Origin of the sequence: Micromonospora chersina (assembly GCF_900091475.1) — a bacterium.
Classification (GTDB): Bacteria; Actinomycetota; Actinomycetes; order Mycobacteriales; family Micromonosporaceae; genus Micromonospora; species Micromonospora chersina.
This window is the reverse complement of sequence record NZ_FMIB01000002.1, coordinates 6350746-6370933: the sequence shown is the minus strand read 5'-3', so window position 1 is coordinate 6370933 and position 20188 is coordinate 6350746. Positions and strand designations below refer to the sequence as shown.

Genomic DNA, 20188 nt, shown 5'->3' with positions numbered 1-20188 from the left:
GGCGTTTACCGCAGCCTCAGGGCGACCGCGCGGGCCTCCTCGTCGGTGAGCGGCAGGAACCAGAGGAAGCGCCGCACGATGGCCACCGGGTCCGGCCCCTCGGGCCGACCGCGGAGGTCGCGGATCGCCTGGCGGGTGATCCGGGAGTACTCGGGGATCAGGGTCGCGCGCCGGGCCGCGTCCGTCGGGGTCGCGCGCAGCGCCGGGCAGGGCCAGTCCCGACCGCAGGCGTCGCACGTCCAGGACGGGCCCCGGGCGGTGTGCGCGACGCGCGGGCCGCACCGGGCTCGCCAGCGCGTCGCGGGCACGACGTTCGTCACCCGGCCGGGCCCACGGTACGGAGGAACGAGCGGCCCGATCGGTCCCGGCACGACCGGGCGGGCCGGCGGCCGGTCCTTCTTCGGCTCCGCTGCCGGCTTCGGCTTCTCCTCGGGCATCGTCATCCCTCCTCGGCGTCGTCCTGCACAGCAGCTTTCCGAGGGTTGCCGGACAATCACACAGCGTTGTCTAATCTCCTTCGGACGGTTGTTTTGTTCCTGAAAGGAACAGGGATGAACCATGCCTTCGTTGCCGCGCTGGCCGAGGCGGGCCACACGGCCGAAAGCCTGGCGGGTCACCTCGGCGTGCATCCGAAGACCGTCGCCCGGTGGGCAAACCCCGGGCACATCCCGCAGAGCCGGCACCGCGCCACCGTCGCAAACATGCTCGGCCGGCCTGTCGACGCACTCTGACCGGACGTGGTCAGGCGCCGCGAGCCCGTGTGGTTCCGGCCGTGGGTCGACATCGAACGCGAGGCGGTCGCGCTGCGCTCGTTCGAACTGGCGTGGGTGCCGGGGCTGCTCCAGACCGAGGCGTATGCCCGCGCCACGTTCATTGGCCAGCCCTTCACGCCGGCCGAGGTCGCCGACCTGGTCGGGGCGCGGCTGGACCGGCAGGCGATCCTGACCCGGGAGCGAGGGCCGCTGTTCGTCGCGGTGGTCGACGAGCAGGTCCTCCGCCGTCCGGCCGCCGGCGATCGGCAGCTCATGGCCGCGCAACTGTCTCATCTGGTGGCCTGCGCCGACCTGCCCAGCGTCCAGTTCCACGTCGTGCCGCGCGACACGTCGACGTATCCCGGGCTGGACGGGCCCTTCACCCTCGCGGAACTCCGAGACGGTTCCCGGGTGGCACACGTCGACAGCCAGGCGCGAGCGCAGATCATCGACCAGGCTTCGGAGATTGCTACGCTGGAGCGCCGGTGGGAACGCATCCGGGGCGAGGCTCTTCCCCGCGGGCGGTCCCTGGACCTCCTGAAAGAAGCGGCTACAGCATGGACCTGATCGGCGCCCGGTGGCGCAAGAGCACCAGGAGCGGCGGCAACGGCGGCAACTGCGTCGAGGTCGCGGACAACCTCGCGGGCGTCGTCGCCGTACGTGACTCGAAGGACCCGGCCGGCCCGGTGCTCACCTTCGACCCGGCCGCTTGGACGCGCTTCGTGAGGATGGCCAAGCGCGGCTGACCCGTACCCCTGAAGGCCCTCGGCGACGCGCCGGGGGCCTTCGGCGTGTCTCCGGTGTGGACAGCCCGCTTCTGGGGCCATTCGGGCAGGGCGGGCGGCGGAAGCGAAGCCGGCGAGATCCGGGCGCGATCCTGGGCGCTCGGGCCTGACAAACCGGCCCCGGGCGGGGCACAATTTGAACATGTTCAACAACATGTGGGCCGGCGCCTGGTTGCTGACCGGTCTGATCGGATCGGTGCTGCTTCGCGGCGGCCTGTGGCTGCTCACACTGTTGATCGTCGCGCCGCTCCTCGGGCCCGCCCACATGCTCATCAGCGACGCCAACGTCGACACGCCGATCTGGTACGGCGACATCGTCGCGTCGTTCCTGTGCGCCATCGCGACGGGGGTCGCCTGCGTGGGGATCCGCCGCGACCGCGGCTGGGCGTACCGGCTGGGGCGGGGGCTGGCTCGGTTCTACGTCGCGGTCAACGCGGTCAGCGCCGCCGCCTGTGGCGTGCTGCTGGTGCAGGCGGAGACGTCGGCCTGGGACCCGCCGCTGGTGGTCCTCGTGGGCTTTCCGTTCGTGCTGTACGTGCTCTCGATCGTCGTCGCCGTTCTGGCGCTTCGCCAACTCCGGACGCCTCGCCCGTATCCGGAGCACGGCCGGTCCGAGCCGGAGGCGGTGTGGGACACCTGACGACGGGTGCTGGCGCGTCCGGACCAGCGGCCCCCTCAGGTGGACGAGGTTTCCAGCACCTTTCTGAGGAGGGCGAGGTCCGCACTCACGAGCCCGGCGTCCCGGTCGAACTCGGCGTCGGTCATCCCCGGCGCGCGGCGCACCGTGAAGACCACCTCGCAGCCGTCGCCGTCCGCGATGACCCGCAGCGGCACGTACACCGTCTGGCCGGACGGCGTCACCACCTCGTGGTCGAGCACGCCGTACTCGTTGCGCGGGGCGAAGGTGACGCGCGCCCGGCCCTCGGGTGTCTCGACGAACCACTCGCCGTCCTCGCGCACCACCGAGCTGCCGAGGCCGGGCGCCCAGCGGGGCAGGTTGCGGGGGTCGGAGACGAATGCGTAGACCTCGGCGACCGGCCGGTCGATGTGCACGCTCAGGTGCCGCGATTCCGTGGACATCGCCTCATCATGGCAGTGTGGGGTCGCCGCCGGGGCCGGTCGGCGGCGCGGGCGGTTGACCCAGATCCCGGAGGCCCCCGGCAGGATGCCCGGGGGCCCCGCGTCTCTCCCGATCGGACGGCCGCGCCGTCAGGCGCTCGTGAGGATGACGAGCTGCCGGGTCGCGCGGGTCATGGCGACGTAGCGGTCGACCGCGCCCTCGATGCCGGTGCCGAACGCCTCCGGGTCGACGAGGACGACCAGGTCGAATTCGAGACCCTTGGCCAGTTCCGGGGTCAGCGACCGGACCCGGGACGTCGCCGGGAACGTGCTGTCACCGATGACACAGGCCGTCCCCTCGGCGTGCGCGGCGAGCCAGGTGTCGAGGATCGAACCCAGTTCGGAGGCCGACCCGTGTACGACGGGGACGCCGCCGCCGCGGATGGACGTCGGCACGTTGGCGTCCGGGAGCACGGCCCGGATGACCGGCTCGGCTTCCGCCATGACCTCCTTCGGCGTCCGGTAGTTGACGGTCAGGGAGGCCAGGTCGATCCGGTCGAGCCCGATCCGCTCCAGCCGTTCCCGCCACGACTCCGTGAAGCCGTGCCGGGCCTGGGCGCGGTCACCGACGATGGTGAAGCTCCGGGACGGGCAGCGGAGCAGCAGCATCTGCCACTCCGCGTCGGTCAGTTCCTGGGCCTCGTCCACGACGATGTGCGCGAACGGGCCCGCGAGCTGGTCCGGGTCGGCGCTGGGCAGTGCGGCCTCGTCGACCAGGACGTCCCGCAGGTCCTGCTGGCGCAGCATGGTCAGCAGGCCCTCACCGTCGTCGTAGACGTCGGCCGCGATGAGGTCGTCGACGACCGTGGCCATCCGCGCCCGTTCGGCGGCGACGATGGCGTCGTGCCGGCGGTTGCGCCGTGACGTCTCCGGGTCGCCGAGCCGCTGCCGTGCCGCGTCCAGCAGCGGCAGGTCGGCCACGGTCCAGGCCCGCGGGTCGTCGCGCTGGAGCGTCCGGATCTCGTCGGGGCCGAGCCAGGGAGCGCACCGGCGCAGGTACGCGGGGACCGACCACAGGTCCGCGACCACGTCGGTCGCTTCGAGCAGCGGCCAGGCGCGGTGCAGGGTCGTCCGCAGTTCCCGGTTCTGCTCCAGCGACCGGCGGACCAGGTCCTCGGGCTCGTCGCCGTCGTACCGCTCCAGCAGGATCGTGACCAGTTCCGCCCAGATCTCGTCGCGCGCCTCGTTGTGCGGGGTGCCGGGTCCGGGTGCCGCGAACGCCTCGGCCCAGTCGTCGGCGCTCAGCCGGATGTCGGTGTCGCCGGCCGTGACGGTCATCCCCTCGGCCGGCGGCTCCTCGTAGAACCGGACGGCCGCCTCGATGGCCCCCACCAGGTCCGCGGACGACTTCAGGCGCGCCACCTCCGGGTCCGTCTCGACGCCCGCCGCGGCGCCCTCGGGGACGAGATCCCGCAGGGTGCAGGTCTGCACCTCCTCCTCGCCGAGGCTGGGCAGGACGTCGGCGACGTAGGCCAGGTAGGGCTGGTGCGGGCCGACGAACAGCACACCGCCCTGGCGGTGACCGAGGCGCGGGTCGGAGTAGAGCAGGTACGCGGTGCGGTGCAGGGCGACGACGGTCTTGCCGGTGCCCGGGCCGCCGTCGACCACGAGAGCGCCACGGGAGCCGGCCCGGATGATGGCGTCCTGGTCGGCCTGGATGGTGCCGAGCACGTCCCGCATCCGGTGCGACCGGCTGCCGCCCAGGCTGGCGATGAAGGCGGACTGGTCGTCGAGCGCGGCGTGCCCCTCCAGGCCGTCCGGGGTGAACACCTCGTCCCAGTAGTCGATGACGCGGCCGCGGGTCCAGCGGTACCGGCGTCGGCTGGCCAGACCCATGGGATTGGCGTGGGTCGCGCCGAAGAACGGCTCGGCCGCGGGGGAACGCCAGTCGACCAGCAGCCGGCGACCCTCGCTGTCGGTGAGGCCGTGCCGGCCGACGTACACGGGCTCGGGGTTGTCGGCACCGACCATGCGCCCGAGGCACAGGTCCACGCCGAAGCGGCGCAGGGCGCGCAGGCGACCGGTCAGTCGGCGGATCTCCATGTCCCGGTCCGACGCCCGGCGGCCGATGCCGCCCGGCGCCCGGCGCTCGGCGTCGAGGCGGTCGGACAGGTCGGCGCGCAACTGCTCCAGGGTTTCCGCGATGGCCGCGAAGTGCTGCTCGTCGCCGGCGATCAGGGTCGGGTCGGCCTTGGCGGACAGGTGGTCGGGAAGGTCGAACGCGCTGGTGGTCTGAGAATTCAATTCATCAAATCCGATCTGAAGTCGCACGTCGCGACTCCCCCGATGTGCGCGGGCACTGGCCTCGGCCAGCGATTCTGCGTCACGAACCGGGTCTTGCCGCAAGACCCCCCTTGCGGTATACCTTGAAAGTGGAGGGGTTCATGCCTTCCTTCAGGATGTGATCGACATCAGTCAGGCGTCGGGCAGTCGCCCGGAACGACTGCGGGAGCTGTCGATCCGCAAGCGAATCAGACAGCTCCCGCCGCACTCCTGTGACGTCAGTCGGTGACGGCGCGCCGGCGCTCCTCGCGCAGCTTCATGGCGTACTCCAGCAGCGTGATCAGCACTTCCTTGACCGACTCCCGCTTCCGCGCGTCACAGAGCACCACCGGCACCTCCGGGTCCAGGTCGAGCGCTCCCTGCACCTCGTCCAGCCGGTACTGCTTGGCGCCCTCGAAGCAGTTCACCGCCACCACGAAGGGCGTGCCCCGCCCCTCGAAGTAGTCGATCGAGGGGAAGCAGTCGGCCAGCCGCCGCGTGTCGGCCAGCACCACCGCCCCGATCGCGCCCAGCGCCAACTCGTCCCAGACGAACCAGAACCGGTCCTGCCCGGGGGTGCCGAACAGGTAGAGCACGAGGTCGTCGCTGAGGGTGATCCGGCCGAAGTCCATGGCCACGGTGGTGGTCGTCTTCTCCTCCACCCCGGACAGGTCGTCGATGCCGATCCCGGTCTCGGTCAGCACCTCCTCCGTCCGCAGCGGTTTGGTCTCGCTGACCGCGCCGACCAGGGTGGTCTTGCCGACGCCGAAACCGCCGGCGATCAGGATCTTGATCGCGGTGGGCAGCGGCGCCGCTCCCGCCGGCCGCTCAGAGCGCCCGTAGTCCATTGATAACCGCCTCGAAAACACTGTCGTCGGGAAGGCCGGCGGGGGTAGCGCGCGGCTCACGGACCTGCACCAGGCTGCGGGCCGCCAGGTCACCCAGGAGGACCCGTACGGTGCCCACCGGCAGGTCGAGATGGGCGGCGATCTCGGCCACGGACTGGATCCGCTGGCAGAGGCCGACGATCGCCACGTGCTCCGGGCCGAGCCCGGACTCCGACCCCACCTCGGCCCGGGTCGCCGTGACCAGGGAGATCAGGTCGAACGTGCCGGTCACCGGGCGGGCCCGGCCGCCGGTCACCGCGTAGGGGCGCACCACCGGACCGGCGTGGTCGTCCACCCACTCGTGCTCCGCGGACTCCCCCGGGCCACTCATCGCGCCGGATTCTCGCCGAGGGGCTGTTCCCGTGTCGGTGAGGCGACGAACCGGCCGACCCGGGTGACCAGCATGGCCATCTCGTAGGCGATCAGGCCGACGTCGGCGTCCTCGGACGCCAGCACGGCCAGGCAGGCGTTGCGGCCGGCCGCGGTCACGAACAGGAACGACGACTGCATCTCGATGATGGTCTGCTGCACCTGACCACCGCCGAACCGCTTACCGGCGCCCCGCGCCAGGCTCTGGATGCCCGCCGCCATCGCCGCCAGGTGCTCGCCGTCGTCCCGGCTCAACCCGCGCGACGAGGCCATCAGCAGTCCGTCGGTGGAGAGCGCCACGGCGTGTTCCGCCTGCTTGACCCGGCCGACCAGGTCGTCCAGCAACCACGTCAGGTCCGCGCTCGAAGCCGTCTTCTGCGCCACTCGTCGTCCTCTTCTCCCCCGGCTGGTGTGCCGTGCTCGTCCGGGACCGCGGATCGGCGGTCCCTAGGTCGCCTGACCGTCGCCGGTGTCCGGCGTGCCGGCCTCGTGCGCCCCGCCGAGCAGCCGGGCCGCGTCGGTCCGGCCGCGTCGGGTGCCGCTCTGGTAGGAGCTCATCATGCGGCGCACCTGCTCCGGCGGGCGCACCGCGTCGTCCTCCCCGTCGTCGTCCGGAGTGGACGTGTCGTGCCGCAGTTCCGGTGCCAGGCTCGCCTGACGGACCCGGACCGGCAGACCGCCGTCGGTCCGCGCCGGCGCCGCGTCGTCGGCCGGCCGCGCGTCGGCGGGCGCGGCGTCGACCGTCAGCCCCACGGCGGCCTCCCCCGGCGCCGGCTGCCTCTTCCGGGTACGCGCGGGCAGCCCCGACGGGGTGCGCCGGGGCTCGGCCGGTTCGCCCTCCGGCGCCGGGGCGGGCTCGTCCGCGCCGTCCTCGACGGCCTCCACCGCGCCGGTGCCTTCGGCCAGCGCCACCGGGGCGGCCGACCGGTCACCGGCGGGCTGGACCGCCGCGCCCTCCGATGGGGAGGGGGCGGGCGTGGCCGGGGCGGGCTGCCCGGTGCCGACCGGGAAGCCGCCGGAGGTGCTCGGGTCCGGCCCGTCCTGGGTGACCAGTTCCAGCGGGATCAGCACCACCGCCGTCGTCCCGCCGTACGCCGATTCCTTGAGCTGGACCTTCACGCCGTGCCGCTCGGTGAGCCGGCTGACCACGAAGAGGCCGAGCCGGGCGGCGTTGGCCAGGTTCAGCTCGGACCGGTCCACGATGCGCCGGTTCGCGGCGGCCAACTCCTCGGCGCCCATGCCGAGACCGCGGTCCTCGATCTCGATGGCGAAGCCGTTGGCCACCATCTGGCCGCGGACCTCGACAGTGGTGTGCGGCGGCGAGAAGGAGAGGCCGTTCTCGATCAGCTCGGCCAGCAGGTGGATGACGTCGCCGACGGCCCGGCCGGTCAGCGAGACCGGGCCGAGCGGCCGCACGGTCACCCGGGTGTAGTCCTCGACCTCCGCGACCGCGCCGCGCACCACGTCGACCATCGGCACGTTGCGCCGCCAGGCCCGGCCCGGCGTCGAGCCGGACAGGACGATCAGGTTCTCCGCGTTGCGCCGCATCCGGGTGGCCAGGTGGTCGACGCGGAACAGGTCCTCCAGCTCCTCGGCGTCGTGCTCCCGGCGTTCCATGGCGTCGAGCAGGGTGAGCTGGCGGTGCACCAGCGCCTGGGTGCGCCGGGCCAGGCTGAGGAAGACCTCGCGGACGTTGCGCCGCAGCTCGGCCTGCTCGACGGCAGTGCGGATGGCGGTCTCCTGGACGCGGTTGAAGGCGTCACCGACCTGTCCGATCTCGTCGCTGCCGAAGGCCAGCGGTGGCGCCTCGGTCGCGACGTCGACGGTCTCGCCACGGCCGAGACGCCGCACCACGCCGGGCAGTCGCTCGTCGGCGAGCTCGTGGGCCGCCTTCCGCAGCCGCTCCAGCTCACGCACCAACGCGCGGGCGGTGGTGACCGCCAGGACGATCGACGCGACAACCGCCACGGTGCCCAGGCCCGCCGCCAGGAGCAGCCGGATGATGACCAGGACGGCCACCCTGGTGGCACCGCTGACGATCCCGTCGCCACCGGCGTCGACCACGTCCCGCAGTTCCGACCGGGCGCCGTCCACCGCGCCGCGCCACTGCCCCGCGGCCACCGGAACCCTTGTGGAACCGTCGGCGCGGGCGACCACCTGGTCCTCGACGGCCCGGAGGCGGGTGAAGGCGTCGCCGGCGAGCAGCCGGTCGTAGCGGCCACGGTCGTCGGACGACAGCTTTCCCGAGGCGTCCGTCCCGGCGAACCGCTGGGCGCCGACCAGCCGTGTGAACTCCGCCCGCTCGGCTTCGGTGATGCGACCGCTGGCGAGGACGCCGCTCATCAGGGCGTCCTCCTGGGAGATCAGCTCGGACATCCGGTTGAGCTGGATGAGCGCCGCCGCGTAGCCGGCGAGTTCCTTGTCGTCGAGACTCGCCGTGGCGGCGTAGATGTCGAAGATGGCGTCGATCGCGTTGCCGAACTCGCGCCCGGCGCTGGTCCGGTCGGTCGTACGAGCGTCCACCGATTCCCGGGTGGCGCGGAGACCGTCCAACGTGGCGTAGGTCGTGTCGAGTCGTTGGCTCAACTTGTCGCTGCCGGCGAACCCGGCCTGCCAGCTCTGCGAGGACTCCTTGAACGTCGCCGCGAGCTGCTCGGTCTCCCGGCGTTGCGTGTCGAGCGCCGTCCGTACCTCGGCACTGTCCCCCGGCCCGCCCAGGTAGGCCAGGGTCAGTCGGCGCTCCTGCTGCAGCGCCGTCAGCAGCGGGGCGCTCGGCTCGTAGACCGTGCTGTTCAGCGTGTTGGCCCACAGGAGGTTCAGACCGTCGCGGAGGGTCACCCACGCCGCGAACGCCCACAGGGCGGTCAGCGACGCCAGCATCGCGACGACCTTGGTACGCACATTGGTGCGAGAACGCATTACACGGTCCCCAGTCAGCTGTGGCGGCATCGGCCTTGCGCGGCGGGCGAATTGTGGTCGGTGGGTATGGCGGGTGTGGGTCACGCGACTGCGGGGCACGCTAGCAGCGTCCGAGACGTCCCTCAAGCGGCCCTGATCACGGCTTCCCGGCCCGTTGCGGGGGTATTGGCATGATCGCTCCACCTTCCGCCGTCGCCCGGTCCTGCCGGTGCCGCGCGAGACGGAACGCGGCGATCACCGCGGCGCGGACGACCGCCGCCGGGTGGTAGAGCTCCTTGCCGTACCAGAGGGGCGGGTCGGGGCGGCGACCGACCGCGCTCCGCAGGTACGCGTGGCCGCGCCGGACCGCCGCGTCGATCCGCGGGTCCGGGTGCGCGGCCAGGAGGGTGTGCAGCGCGTACGCCGTCTCCTCGACGGTGCCGTCCCACCGTCCCCACGATCCGTCGGGTCGCTGGGTGTCCAGGACCCAGTCGACGGCCTTCGCCACCGCCCCGGCCGCCGACGTCCCCCGACCGTGGTCTTGCAGGGCCCGCACGCAGCTCGCGGTGGCGTAGTACGGCGAGGCGTGCCACCGGTCGCGCCACTGCCCGTCGGGTTGTTGGTGCTCCCGCAGGACGGCTGTGAGCCGCTCCACCGTCGCCACGTAGCGCGGGGCGGCCCGGGTGCTGCGCACGTGGTGGCCGAAGGCGTCCAGGACGTGCGCGTTGGTGGTGACCGAGAAGCCGTCCTCCCCCGGCCACGTACAGAAGCCGTCGGCCGTCTCGTACGTCCACAGCCCTCGCGGGTCCGCCGGCCGGCCGAGCGTCCCGAGCGCGTACAGGGCCACCGCTGTCGTGTCGGCGTCGGCGGGAAGACCGGGCCCGGTGGGAGTGCCGACCGGGCCGAGCGCGGCGGTCAGGGACTCCAGGATCGCGGCCGGCGCCACGAACCGCACGCCCGCGCGGGTCAGTTCGCTCACCACCCACGCCTGCTCGAAGACGGTGATCGGAAGCGGGCAGGGCACGGGTCCGCCACGCGCCACGTTCTCCAGGTGGGCCCCAGCGGGGTCGCCGGCCGCCGGTGGACCACCGAGCCAGGCGACCGTCGCCGCGGGTGACGCGCCCACCGTGCCGGGGAGGACCGGGCGGATGCCCGCCGCGCGGCGGGCGCCCGGGCCCAACGCCTCGAGGAAGTGCAGCAGCTTGGCCGGCAGTTCCCGCCCGGCGGCCAGGGCGTGCCGTACGCGCACGAGACGCTCGTCGGTCAGGCCCGCCGGCAGGTCGAGCCGTACCCCCCGCCAGGAGGCGAGCGCGGGCGCTGCCGTGGCGTCCGTGTCCGCCAGGTGGTCGTTGATCGCCCCGACCAGCGACGGCACGATGACGTCCACTCCCGGCGTGTCCGGCACCAGCAGATCCGCCGCCGGCAGCCAGCCGGTGAGCGCGCGGAGGCCGCCGGCGGCCGCCGCGGCCGGTGCCGCCCCGGAGCCACCCGCCCGGACGACGGCGAGCAGCGCCTCGGTCGCGCTCAGGGTGGGGACCAGCGCGTAGCCGTCCGGCGGGCCCCACCCGCCGTCCGCACGCTGGCTGCGCAGCAGGAACGCGACGCGTTCGGCGTGCCCCGCGAGCCACGGAGCCAGCGAGACGAGCCGCGCCGTCTCGTACACCGAGGGGCCGACCTGACCCCACGGCCGCTCACCCAGGCCGCTGATCAGGTCGCGCGCCGCGGCGTCGATGTCGACGGCGTCGGCGAGAGCGGCCAACTCGCTGCTCACAGGCTGCCCCAGAAGTCCGACACCCGGTAGAACCCGCTGGTGAACGCGATCTGGCGGCTCAGGAACGCGGCCTGCCGGGGGCAGGACCGCTCCAGGGGCCGCAGCAGCTCGCGGCTCTCCTCGACGATCCTGGTGAGTCGGGCCGTGACATCGGTGGCACCAGCGAGCATCAGCGCGTTCAGGTCGCCCCACTGGAGATCGCGCCGGTAGGTGGCCAGGTCGTTGATCAGCCGGATCGCCCGTTGCGTCGCACGGGCGGTGACCCGCAGCGCGTCGAGGTGGTCCAGGCAGTCCTGGTCGCCGACGGCGGCCCAGTGCGTCACGCTGACCAGCACGGCCGCCGTGTTGTCGGCGATGTCCAGGTAGTCGTCGAGCGTGGGGCCGGTCGGCCCGGTGCCGCGCGTCGTCTTCCACCGCCACTCCCGCGACATCGCCGCGAACATGCGCCCGACCTCGTCCCGCCACACCGGTTCCACGACGGCGAACGCCGGGGCGGCGGACAGCTCGTCACGGATGCCGCCCAGCAGTCGGGCCAGCGGATGCCGCGCGGACGACGGACCGGCGTCGGCGGCCGCCAGGCACGCGGCGGTCACCTCCCGCACGTCGTCCGCTGTCCGGGCCAGATAGTCGATCTGCCAGTCGGCCGCGAACACCCACAGCACGGTACGAGCCGTCACGCGGAGCTGCTCGGCGGTGTATTCCGGCGCGGTGAAGGCCACGGACATCGCGATGCCGCTGACGAGCGCCGGGTCGAAGGGCCGGCCGGCGAACAGGTCCCGGTGGTCGGCCACCACCGTGTGCAGGTCGCGTTCGACGGCGACGGCCAACGCGCAGATCCGTGCCTGCTCCACGACGGCGAGCTGGTCACCTGCGCCGAACCGGACGTGGGAGGTGGGTGTCACGAGGCCGGGACGCTGTCGCGGCGCAGCAGCGTGAGCGTGCTCGACCGGGGCCGCAGCGACGCGCCGATCCGTGGCGTGAGGTCGGCCGGCTGGCCCAGCCGGAAGCGGAACCGGCTCAGCAACGTGGCCATGATGATGGGCGCTTCGAGCAGGAACAGGTATTGGCCGATGCACTGGTGCGGGCCACCCCCGAACGGGAAGTAGCTGTAGCGGTACTGGCGCTTCGGCTTGTCCGGGGCGAACCGTTGCGGGTCGAAGACCTCGGGACGCTCCCAGAACGCCCCCATCCGCTGCGTCGCGAAGGGACTGACCAGAATGGTCGCCCCGGACTCGATCCGGACACCGCCCAGCACCTGCTCCCCCACCGCGGTGCGCGGGATGGTCCAGCCGGCGGGCCAGAGCCGCAGCATCTCGTCCAGGACCATCCGGGTGTAGCGCAGCTGCGGGATGTGCGTGCGCTGCACCGTCCCGCGTACGCCGACGACCCCGTCGACCTCGGCGTAGAGCCGTTCGGCCACGTCGGGATGCTTCTCCAGGACCGGGAACAGCCAGGACAGGACGCCGATCGTGGTCTCGGTGGCCGTGGAGAACATGGCGACCAGGTCGCTGCGGACCGACTCCTCGCTGGCCTGCGACCCGTCGGCCCTCGGGCGGCACAGCGTCGCGATGATGTCGTCACCGTCGCCCGGGTTGGCGCGCTCCTTGCGGATGATCGGCAGGACCAGCGCGCCGATGCCCTGCACGGCGGCCCGGAACGCGCGGTCGCCCGGCAGCGGGACCCAGTAGGGCATGCCCGGGGCGAGCAGCCTCGGGACCATCGTCCGGGTGATCGTGCCCAGGTGCGCGTAGATCTGCAGCGCGTCGGCGAGCGGAATCTTCCGGCCGAAGAGCACCCGGGTGGTGGCCTGGCACACGATCTGCGACATCAGCGTCATCGCGTCGACGGCCTCCCCGGCCCGGGCCGGCGCGTCGAGCGCGTCCACGGCCTCGGCGATCGCCACCGCCATCCGGTCGACAAGCGTCTCGGCACGCTTGGCGGTGAACAGCGGCTGCAGGGTGTCGCGGCTGGACTCCCACTGCGCTCCCTCGGTGACGAGGATCGCGTCGCCCACCGCTCGTCGCACGGACCGCCAGAGCATGCTGTTGCCGTCGCGGATGTAGGTGACGCGGTCGCGGAGGATCTGCTGCAGGTGCTCCGGGTGGGTGACCAGGTACGGCCGGAACGTGCCGAGGTTCAGCTGCACGATCTCGCCGTCGCCCTCGTTCGCGTAGTGCACCAGAGCGCCCAGGGGGTCACGGGCCAGACGCGGCAGCGCGTGGCGAAGGGGCACCTGCCGGGCCCGGCCGGGACTCACCTCGGCCATGAGCGCCTCCTCGATCGTCGTGCACACCGAACTGCGCGCCGCAGCGCTCAAGAGGGCTCGGCAACAGTCGCCGGCGTGATCATTCCACGTGTTGAGAAGCAACTCCAGATCGACTTCGTCACCCCACCGGGGTCACGCTCCTCTGTGGTGGGACGGACCGATCGGTTGGTCAGGGCGACGGTCGGTCGCCGTTCTGCTCGCGGTACGCCTGCGGCGACAGGCCGTACGCCGCCCGGAACAGCCGGCTGAAGTGGGCCTTGTCCGGGAATCCCCACCGCGCCCCGATCGCCTGGACCGGACGGGCCCGCATCCGAGGGTCGGCCAGGTCGCCCCGGCACCGCTCCAACCGGCGTCGCCGGACCAGCTCCGCCACTGTCGCGTCCTCGCCGGCGAACAGGCGGTGAAGGGTACGCAGCGAGATGTGGTGCGCGGCGGCGATACTTCGCGGGCCGAGTGCCGGATCGTGCAGGTTGTCGGCGATGTACGTGTCGACGCGGCGCCGGAGCGCATGGTGCCGCGTCTCGGGCGGCAGGGCACTCTCCGCACCGATCTGCTGCAGCAGCATCGCCGACACGAGGTCGACGGTGATGCTGCCGAGTTGGCTCGCGTCGGCGTCGGTGAACTGCTCCGGGTGGGCGGCGATCCGACGGAGGAACGGCGCCAGGAGCCCGCCCACCCCGGTCGAGCCGCACATGCTCGTGCCCAGCAGGGCGGCCACCTTGGCGGGTGGCACGGGCAGCGCCGCGTGCGGGATGTTCACCGTCACGGTGTTGAGCAGCTCACCGGGCGGGGCGTCGTGGCGGGCCACGAACGGGCGCGAATTGTCCAGGAGGGTGAACTCGCTGGGGCGTACCAGCGCGTCCTGGCGCTGCTGGCTCACCGTGCCGTTGCCGAGGCGGGTCAGCGCCAGCTGATACATCTCCGGATCGACCTGGCGGATGAGCTTGGGCGTCCGCGTCATGGTCAGCGGGGGATACGTGAAGTCGGTGACGCGAAGGCCGCCGAGTTCGATCGAGCGCGCGTGAGCGTCGAACCGGGCCACGTGCGGGCTGGAGATGAGCGCGGGCGCCGAACTCGCGACGATCTCCAGCCACAGGTCGTACCGGTCCGCCGGTGGCAGCACCCGGGTGTCGAAGAACTGGACCGGCAGCACCGCTCAGCAGCCGATCGTCGGCGCGCACGGCATGGTGCGGCGCGCGTCCCGGACATCGAGCGCCCGCCGGGTCGCCGGGCGACCGGACCGACGCCACACACAGGACAGCAGCATGCCGTTCACCCTCCAGACACGTGAGGCGGACTCACGGCTCCGGAATTGTATCGCCGGGTGGACGACCGGCGGCCGGTGGTCACCTCGCCCGGAGGAGGTCGACAGCGCCGACGGAGACGCTCCTGTGGGGATGGACGACCGGTCCGGAGCCGGCCGGGTTCGATCCACAGCGGACCCGAGGGTCCGGCGGGTGACCGGCCGGGCGGCGCCGGAGGGCGCGGCCCCGGGCACGCGCCGACTCGCACCCGGCCTCGGGGCGGAACGACGGCGCGACGGCGTCCGCTGTGCCAAGCTTCGGGTCATGGACGACAAGACCATCCTGAGCCGGATCTCCGAACTCGTCGACGAGGAGCACCGGCTGCGCGCGGCCGCGCAGGAGCACGAGGCCGGCACCGACGACGAGGCCAAGGAGCGGCTACGGGCCCTGGAGGAGTCCCTCGACCAGTGCTGGGACCTGCTCCGCCGACGCCGGGCGGCCCGCCAGGCGCACGGCGACCCGGACGCCCAGGGCCAGCGCCCGGTGACCGAGGTCGAGCGCTACCTCCAGTGACCGGGGCCGGCGGTCCACCGCCGTGCCGGCGTCCCGGGCGGGTGGCCACCCGCCCGGGACGCGGCGCGCTCAGCGGAGGCCCGCCTCCCGCAGCAGCATCTCGGTCAGCGCCTCCGGGTCGGTGTCCGCGGCGGGCAGGCCGCGGGCGGTGAACCAGGTGCCGACCACCCGGACGTCCCGGGCCAGGAACTCGCCGCCCTGCGGGTTGGCCACCACGTCGACCACCTGCGGCAGGTCGATCATGACCAGCCGCCCGGCGTGGACCAGCAGGTTGTACGGCGACAGGTCGCCGTGGGCGTACCCGGCGCGGGCCAGCACCACCAGGGCGTCGACCAGCTGTTCCCAGAGATCGCGCAGGTCGGCGCCCTCGGGCCGGAGCTGGGCCAGCCGGGGCGCGGCCTCGCCCGCCTCGGCGTCCCCCACGAACTCCAGCATCAACTCGGTGCCGAGCAGCTGCACCGGGTAGGGCACGGCGATCCGCCCGGAGGCGGCCCCGATCTCCCAGAGCCGGGCGAGCGCGGCGAACTCGGCCGCCGCCCACTGCCCGGCGATCATCTGCCGGCCGAACGAGGTCCGGCCGGTCATCGCCCGCATCTCCCGGGACCGGCGCACGCGGCGCCCCTCCAGGTAGCCGGCGTCGCGGTGGAAGAGGCGGTGCTGGGGATCCCGGTACCGCTTGGCGGCCAGCAGGCAGCCGCGGCCGGTGTCCGGCACGGCCCGGCGGACCAGGTGGACGTCCGCCTCCTTGCCGGTCTTCAGCACACCCAGCTCGGTGTCCTTCGCGGCCAGCTCGGTGACCAGCCAGTCCGGGTGGGGTTCAGGCCCGTGCACGGCCTGGTCCCAGGAGGACCAGTGGTCCTCCCCGTCCGGCTCGGCATCGGGGTCGGCGAGAGCCGGCTCGGTGGGCCGGCCCCGCTTCAGGAAGTGGGGTTCGTCGTCGTCGAAGCGGCTCTTGCCGCGGCCACGGCGCTGCGGCGCCGGGAAGTCGTGATCGCGCACGGGTGGATCGGTCCTTCGATCGAGGCTGGTGGAGGCAGGTGGTACGACCCTGCAAAGACGGCCATGACCGACCTCCTCTCCTCGACCGGGACCCGCCCGGCTGCGCCCTCGCGCCGCACCATGGTCACGGGCGGCCCCGGACGGGTCAACCGAATTACCGCTCAGCCCGCCAGGACGGCGGCCACCGCGGCGATCAGCCCGTCCGCGGTGCGGGTGGGCGCGAACCGCGTGTCCGACCAGCGGCGGCCGCGGTGCAGCCAGACGCTGGGCAGCCCGACGGCGGTCGCCCCGCCGATGTCCGCCTCCGGGCTGTCGCCGATCACCCAGGCGCCGCGCAGGGGCATCCGGGCCCGCTGGGCGGCCAGCGCGAAGATCCGCGGGTTGGGCTTGCTGACCCCCGCCTCCTCGGAGATCACCCAGTCCGCGACGTACCGGTCCAGCCCGGTCTGGCGGATCTTGGCGTCCTGCTGGCGGGACGTGCCGTTGGTGACCACCACCGGCACCCAGCCGGCGTCGTCCGCGATCCGCAGTGCGCAGGCCACCAGCGGGTCCAGCCGGGTGAACGCCACCACGCCGTCGTGCAGCTCCTCGACGAGGTCGATGGAGGGGATGCGCAGCCCGTACCGGTCCCGGACGGCGTCCGCGACGTCCCACCTGTCGGTGAGGCCGTCGGCGTCGACGGAGAGCAACCAGTCGATGTCGGTGGGCGGGGCGCCGATGCTGTCCAGGAACCGCTCACCCCAGGCGCGGAACGGCCCCTCTCGGTCGAGCAGGGTGTTGTCCAGATCGAGCAGGAGCAACGGCACTCGGGAACCCTACGGGACCAGGGTGCGCCACCGACAGGGCCCAATGCACCGGGCCCTCAGCCGACGAGCGTCGCCCGGGCGGGCCCCTGGTGGGGCAGGCGGTCGGTGAGCATGGTGTGCGCCGCCCGGGTGGCGCCCAGGGCCGCCGGGTCGAGGGTCGCCACCAGCACGTCCTCGCCGGTGTCCGCGCCCCGGACCAGCGCCCGGCCCTCCGGCTCGTAGACCGCCGCCCCGCCGTTGAACCGCCACGGGTCGGCGCCGTCGACGGAGTTGGCGAAGACCACGTACATGGTGTTGTCCAGGGCGCGCGCCGCGTAGTAGAGGTCGCGGCGGTGCTCGGAGCCGGCCAGGTAGCCGCTCGGGCAGAGGTAGCCGTGCGCGCCGTCGTCGGCGGCGGCCCGGCCGTGTTCCGGGAAGCAGCCGTCGTAGCAGATGCCGAGGCCGAACCGCCAGTCGTCGACCAGCAGGGTGGCGCCCCGCCGGCCGGGGACGAACAACTCGCGCTCGCCGCTCCAGAGCTGCTGCTTGTCGTAGCCGACGGTGACCGCGCCGGTCGGGTCGACCACGAGCGAGGAGATGGTGCGCCGGCGGTCGGGGTGGCGGACGGCCGCGCCGATCACCACGCTCGTCGCGCCGTCGCGGGCGGCCGCGCGCAGCGGGTCCAGCCGCGGGTCGTCGACCCGGCCGTCGGCGCCGGCGGCCACGTCGGTGCCGGCCGGGTCCGCGCCGAGGACCGGCGGGTGGTACGCGGGCAGGAACAGCTCGGGCAGCACCACGACCCGGGCGCCGGCGGCCCGGCCGACGAGGCGGGCGGCGGTGGCGGCGTTGCCGGCGACGTCACCGGGGACGGGCTCGGCCTGCACGGTGGCCACGGTCAGCGGGCGGGTGGGGAGGGGCACGGCCTGGGTCACGGGAGGATGGTAACCGGCGGGCCGGACTGGGCGGATCATGCGAAACCGCATCTCAAGCCGTACGTACGGTTTGCATCGGCCGGGTCCACCTGGAACGATCGTGACGTGCCCAGAGTAAGCCAGGACCAGCTCGACGCGCGCCGACAGGAGATCCTCGGCGCCGCACGGGCGTGTTTCGCCCGGCACGGCTACGAGGGTGCCACCGTCCGCCGGCTGGAGGAGGCCACCGGGCTGTCCCGGGGCGCGATCTTCCACCACTTCCGCGACAAGGACTCGCTCTTCCTCGCCGTGGCCGAGGACGACGCCGCCGTCATGGTGGAGACCGTGGCCCGCAACGGCCTGGTCCAGGTCATGCGGGACCTGCTGGCCCGGGCCATCTCCCCGGACACCACCGGCTGGCTCGGCAGCCAGCTCGAGGTCTCCCGGCGGCTGCGCACCGACCCGGCGTTCGCCAAGCGCTGGGCGGAACGCTCGGCCGCGATCGCCGAGGCCACCCGGGAACGCCTGCTGCGCCAGCGGGAGGCCGGAGTGCTCCGCGACGACGTGCCGATCGACGTGCTCGCCCAGTTCCTGGAGCTGGCGTACGACGGGCTCGTGCTGCACCTGGCGATGGGCCGTCCCGCCGGTGACCTGGGCCGGGTGCTCGACCTGGTCGAGGAGGCCGTTCGCCGGCACTGACCGGCCCGGGTCTCGGTCCGGTAACTCGACCCGCCGGGAAGATCAGCGCTGGCGCACCTGCTCCACAATGAGCCGCGACCCCCTCGCGACAGGAGCAGAGCATGACAGTCCTCGCGGGCGACACCTGGGGCATCCCCGGCCCCGTCTTCCTCCGCTGGTACCTCGTGGCGGCCGTCGTACTGGTCGCCGGCGCCTTGGTGTACCGCCGGCGGGCGCTGGCCGGCACCCCCGTGCAGAGCGCCGGGCCGCTCGGGCCGCAGCAGGCCGCGTACCTCAACGGGGGCGAGCAGCTCGCCGTCTGGACCGCGCTCGGCGGGCTGCGCCGCGCCGGCGCGGTCGGCGTACGTCCCGACCGGCGGCTCACCACCGGCGGCCCGCTGCCGGCCGGGGTCACCCCCCTGGACCAGGCGATCCACCACGCGGCGAGCCGGGGCCTGCGCTCCCGGGAGCTGAGCCGGGACGAGTGGGTCCGGCGCGCGCTCGACGAGCTGCGCGACGGTCTGGTGCGGCGGGGCCTGGCGCTGGACAAGGAGCGGCGGGCGTCGCTGCGCCGCGGATCGCTGCTGGTCGGGGCACTGCTGGCGCTCGGCTTCGTCCGGGCCTTCGTCGGCATCTCCAACGGCCGGCCCGCCGGCTGGCTCCTGCTCACCATGGTGCCGCTCTTCATCGCGTTCCTGCTGCTCAACCGGGTGCCGTGGCGCACCCGGGCGGCCAACCAGGCGCTGCGCGAGCTGCGCCGCCAGCACACCTGGCTGCGCCCCTCCGCCGCACCGGCGTACGCCACCTACGGCCCGTCCGACGCGGCCATGGGCGTCGCGCTGTTCGGCACCGCCACCCTGTGGAGCATGGACCCGGGCTTCGCCGAGCAGGCCGAGATCCAGCGCCAGGCCATGGGGGCGAGCGGCAGCTCGGGCAGCTCGGGCGGAGGCGGCAGCTCCTGCGGGGGCGGCAGCTCCTGCGGCGGGGGCAGCTCCTGCGGTGGCGGTGGCGGCTGCGGGGGCGGCGGGTGCGGCGGATGACGACCGCCGGCCCGTCCGGCGTGGGCATCGGGTGGCGGCCGGAGATCGCCGGCTTCGTGGCCGCCCTGCCCGGGCTCCGCTTCGTCGAGGTGGTCGCGGAGACGGTCGCCCCGGCCGGGCCGCTCCCCGACGGCCTGGCCGAGCTGCGCGGGCGCGGCGTCACCGTCGTACCCCACGGCGTGAAGCTCTCCCTCGGCGGCGCGGAACCGGTGGAACCGGCCCGGGTGGCGCACCTGGCCGGTGTGGCCGCGGCGCTGGACGCGCCGCTGGTCAGCGAGCACATCGCGTTCGTCCGGGCCGGCGGCCTGGAGGCCGGCCACCTGCTGCCGCTGCCGCGCAGCCGCGAGGCCGTGGCCGCCGTGGTGGCCAACGTCCGGCGGGCGCAGGCGGAGCTGCCGGTGCCGCTGGCCCTGGAGCCGATCGCCGCCCTCTTCGACTGGCCCGACGACGAGCTGGACGAGGCCGACTTCCTCACCGAGATCCTCGACGCCACCGGGGCGCTGCTGCTGCTCGACGTCGCCAACGTGCACGCCAACGCCCGCAACCGGGGCGGCGACCCGGCCGCCCTGCTGGACCGGCTGCCGCTGGACCGGATCGCCTACGTGCACGTGGCCGGCGGCGCCGAGCACTGCGGCTTCTACCACGACACGCACACCGATCCGGTCCCCGCCGAGGTGCTCGACCTGGTCGGCGAGCTGTGCGGCCGCCGCCGGCCCCCGGCGCTGCTGCTGGAACGCGACGGCCACTACCCGCCCGCCGCCGAGCTGCGCGGCGAGCTGGACGCCCTGGCCGCCGCCTCCGGGTACCCGGTGGTCACGTGAGCGGCGGGGACCTGACCCCGCCGGGCGC

General features: G+C 73.6%; 22 protein-coding genes. 8 read left to right on the top strand and 14 right to left on the bottom strand.

Features of this window, described 5'->3' with window-relative positions; translation table 11 throughout:
- Positions 1–5: 5 nt before the first annotated feature.
- The gene (locus tag GA0070603_RS29695; RefSeq protein WP_091322443.1) at positions 6–320 is read right to left on the bottom strand and encodes a hypothetical protein; all 315 of its coding nucleotides are present in this window, start codon (positions 318–320) and stop codon (positions 6–8) included.
- A 231-nt stretch (positions 321–551) separates the two neighbouring features.
- Between GA0070603_RS29695 and GA0070603_RS32255 the strand changes: the two genes are divergently transcribed.
- From GA0070603_RS32255 to GA0070603_RS29680, 4 genes are all read left to right on the top strand, one after another.
- Positions 552–731, top strand: coding sequence for a hypothetical protein (locus GA0070603_RS32255; RefSeq protein WP_244282648.1), 180 nt, complete (start codon positions 552–554; stop codon positions 729–731).
- A gap of 6 nt (positions 732–737) precedes the next feature.
- Positions 738–1319, top strand: a complete 582-nt coding sequence (locus GA0070603_RS29690; RefSeq protein WP_244282647.1) for a DUF5753 domain-containing protein — start codon at positions 738–740, stop codon at positions 1317–1319.
- Positions 1310–1498 carry a DUF397 domain-containing protein gene (locus tag GA0070603_RS29685; RefSeq protein WP_091320841.1) on the top strand — a complete coding sequence of 63 codons (189 nt, stop codon included), beginning with the start codon at positions 1310–1312 and terminating at the stop codon, positions 1496–1498. Before GA0070603_RS29690 ends, GA0070603_RS29685 begins: the two co-directional genes overlap by 10 nt.
- A gap of 181 nt (positions 1499–1679) precedes the next feature.
- Entirely contained in the window at positions 1680–2177 is a 498-nt protein-coding gene (locus tag GA0070603_RS29680; RefSeq protein ID WP_091320839.1) for a hypothetical protein, read from the top strand.
- 35 nt (positions 2178–2212) lie between these two features.
- Here GA0070603_RS29680 and GA0070603_RS29675 read toward each other — a convergent pair whose 3' ends face one another.
- The 10 genes from GA0070603_RS29675 to GA0070603_RS29630 form a co-directional block, all read right to left on the bottom strand.
- A complete protein-coding gene (locus GA0070603_RS29675; protein WP_091320836.1) occupies positions 2213–2617 on the bottom strand; it encodes an SRPBCC family protein in 405 nt (134 codons plus the stop codon).
- Between the two features lie 129 nt (positions 2618–2746).
- Entirely contained in the window at positions 2747–4927 is a 2181-nt protein-coding gene (helR, locus tag GA0070603_RS29670; RefSeq protein WP_208862967.1) for an RNA polymerase recycling motor ATPase HelR, read from the bottom strand.
- A 230-nt stretch (positions 4928–5157) separates the two neighbouring features.
- Positions 5158–5766 carry a GTP-binding protein gene (locus tag GA0070603_RS29665; protein ID WP_091320832.1) on the bottom strand — a complete coding sequence of 203 codons (609 nt, stop codon included), beginning with the start codon at positions 5764–5766 and terminating at the stop codon, positions 5158–5160.
- Positions 5747–6136 (bottom strand): DUF742 domain-containing protein, encoded by a 390-nt coding sequence (locus GA0070603_RS29660; protein WP_091320829.1) that lies wholly within the window; start codon positions 6134–6136, stop codon positions 5747–5749. Before GA0070603_RS29660 ends, GA0070603_RS29665 begins: the two co-directional genes overlap by 20 nt.
- Complete coding sequence (locus GA0070603_RS29655) at positions 6133–6558, bottom strand: roadblock/LC7 domain-containing protein (protein WP_091320827.1); 426 nt, start codon at positions 6556–6558, stop codon at positions 6133–6135. The genes GA0070603_RS29660 and GA0070603_RS29655 overlap by 4 nt, the downstream gene beginning before the upstream one ends.
- Before the next feature lie 63 nt (positions 6559–6621).
- Positions 6622–9093, bottom strand: a complete 2472-nt coding sequence (locus GA0070603_RS29650; protein ID WP_091320825.1) for a sensor histidine kinase — start codon at positions 9091–9093, stop codon at positions 6622–6624.
- A gap of 136 nt (positions 9094–9229) precedes the next feature.
- Positions 9230–10843, bottom strand: a complete 1614-nt coding sequence (locus GA0070603_RS29645; RefSeq protein WP_244282646.1) for a prenyltransferase/squalene oxidase repeat-containing protein — start codon at positions 10841–10843, stop codon at positions 9230–9232.
- Positions 10840–11745 carry a terpene synthase family protein gene (locus GA0070603_RS29640; protein ID WP_091320823.1) on the bottom strand — a complete coding sequence of 302 codons (906 nt, stop codon included), beginning with the start codon at positions 11743–11745 and terminating at the stop codon, positions 10840–10842. Before GA0070603_RS29640 ends, GA0070603_RS29645 begins: the two co-directional genes overlap by 4 nt.
- Positions 11742–13076: a cytochrome P450 gene (locus GA0070603_RS29635; RefSeq protein WP_425270525.1), complete on the bottom strand. Its 1335-nt coding sequence runs from the start codon at positions 13074–13076 to the stop codon at positions 11742–11744. The genes GA0070603_RS29640 and GA0070603_RS29635 overlap by 4 nt, the downstream gene beginning before the upstream one ends.
- A gap of 202 nt (positions 13077–13278) precedes the next feature.
- Positions 13279–14262 carry an AraC-like ligand-binding domain-containing protein gene (locus GA0070603_RS29630; RefSeq protein WP_091320819.1) on the bottom strand — a complete coding sequence of 328 codons (984 nt, stop codon included), beginning with the start codon at positions 14260–14262 and terminating at the stop codon, positions 13279–13281.
- A 415-nt stretch (positions 14263–14677) separates the two neighbouring features.
- On the opposite strand from GA0070603_RS29630, the gene GA0070603_RS29625 reads away from it, so the two are divergent.
- The gene (locus GA0070603_RS29625) at positions 14678–14926 is read left to right on the top strand and encodes a DUF2630 family protein (RefSeq protein ID WP_091322434.1); all 249 of its coding nucleotides are present in this window, start codon (positions 14678–14680) and stop codon (positions 14924–14926) included.
- Between the two features lie 69 nt (positions 14927–14995).
- Here GA0070603_RS29625 and GA0070603_RS29620 read toward each other — a convergent pair whose 3' ends face one another.
- The 3 genes from GA0070603_RS29620 to GA0070603_RS29610 all read right to left on the bottom strand — a co-directional run bounded on the left by GA0070603_RS29620 (position 14996) and on the right by GA0070603_RS29610 (position 17642).
- On the bottom strand, positions 14996–15925 hold the full coding sequence (locus tag GA0070603_RS29620) for a serine protein kinase RIO (protein WP_091320817.1): 930 nt from the start codon (positions 15923–15925) through the stop codon (positions 14996–14998).
- Positions 15926–16086: 161 nt separating this feature from the next.
- Positions 16087–16731 carry an HAD family hydrolase gene (locus GA0070603_RS29615; RefSeq protein WP_091320815.1) on the bottom strand — a complete coding sequence of 215 codons (645 nt, stop codon included), beginning with the start codon at positions 16729–16731 and terminating at the stop codon, positions 16087–16089.
- Between the two features lie 56 nt (positions 16732–16787).
- Complete coding sequence (locus GA0070603_RS29610; protein WP_244282645.1) at positions 16788–17642, bottom strand: carbon-nitrogen hydrolase family protein; 855 nt, start codon at positions 17640–17642, stop codon at positions 16788–16790.
- Positions 17643–17747: 105 nt separating this feature from the next.
- Between GA0070603_RS29610 and GA0070603_RS29605 the strand changes: the two genes are divergently transcribed.
- The 3 genes from GA0070603_RS29605 to GA0070603_RS29595 all read left to right on the top strand — a co-directional run bounded on the left by GA0070603_RS29605 (position 17748) and on the right by GA0070603_RS29595 (position 20160).
- Complete coding sequence (locus tag GA0070603_RS29605) at positions 17748–18320, top strand: TetR/AcrR family transcriptional regulator (RefSeq protein ID WP_091320811.1); 573 nt, start codon at positions 17748–17750, stop codon at positions 18318–18320.
- Positions 18321–18421: 101 nt separating this feature from the next.
- Entirely contained in the window at positions 18422–19339 is a 918-nt protein-coding gene (locus tag GA0070603_RS29600; RefSeq protein ID WP_091320810.1) for a TIGR04222 domain-containing membrane protein, read from the top strand.
- Positions 19336–20160 carry an MbnB/TglH/ChrH family RiPP precursor modification enzyme gene (locus GA0070603_RS29595; RefSeq protein ID WP_091322432.1) on the top strand — a complete coding sequence of 275 codons (825 nt, stop codon included), beginning with the start codon at positions 19336–19338 and terminating at the stop codon, positions 20158–20160. Before GA0070603_RS29600 ends, GA0070603_RS29595 begins: the two co-directional genes overlap by 4 nt.
- The last annotated feature ends 28 nt before the right edge of the window (positions 20161–20188 follow it).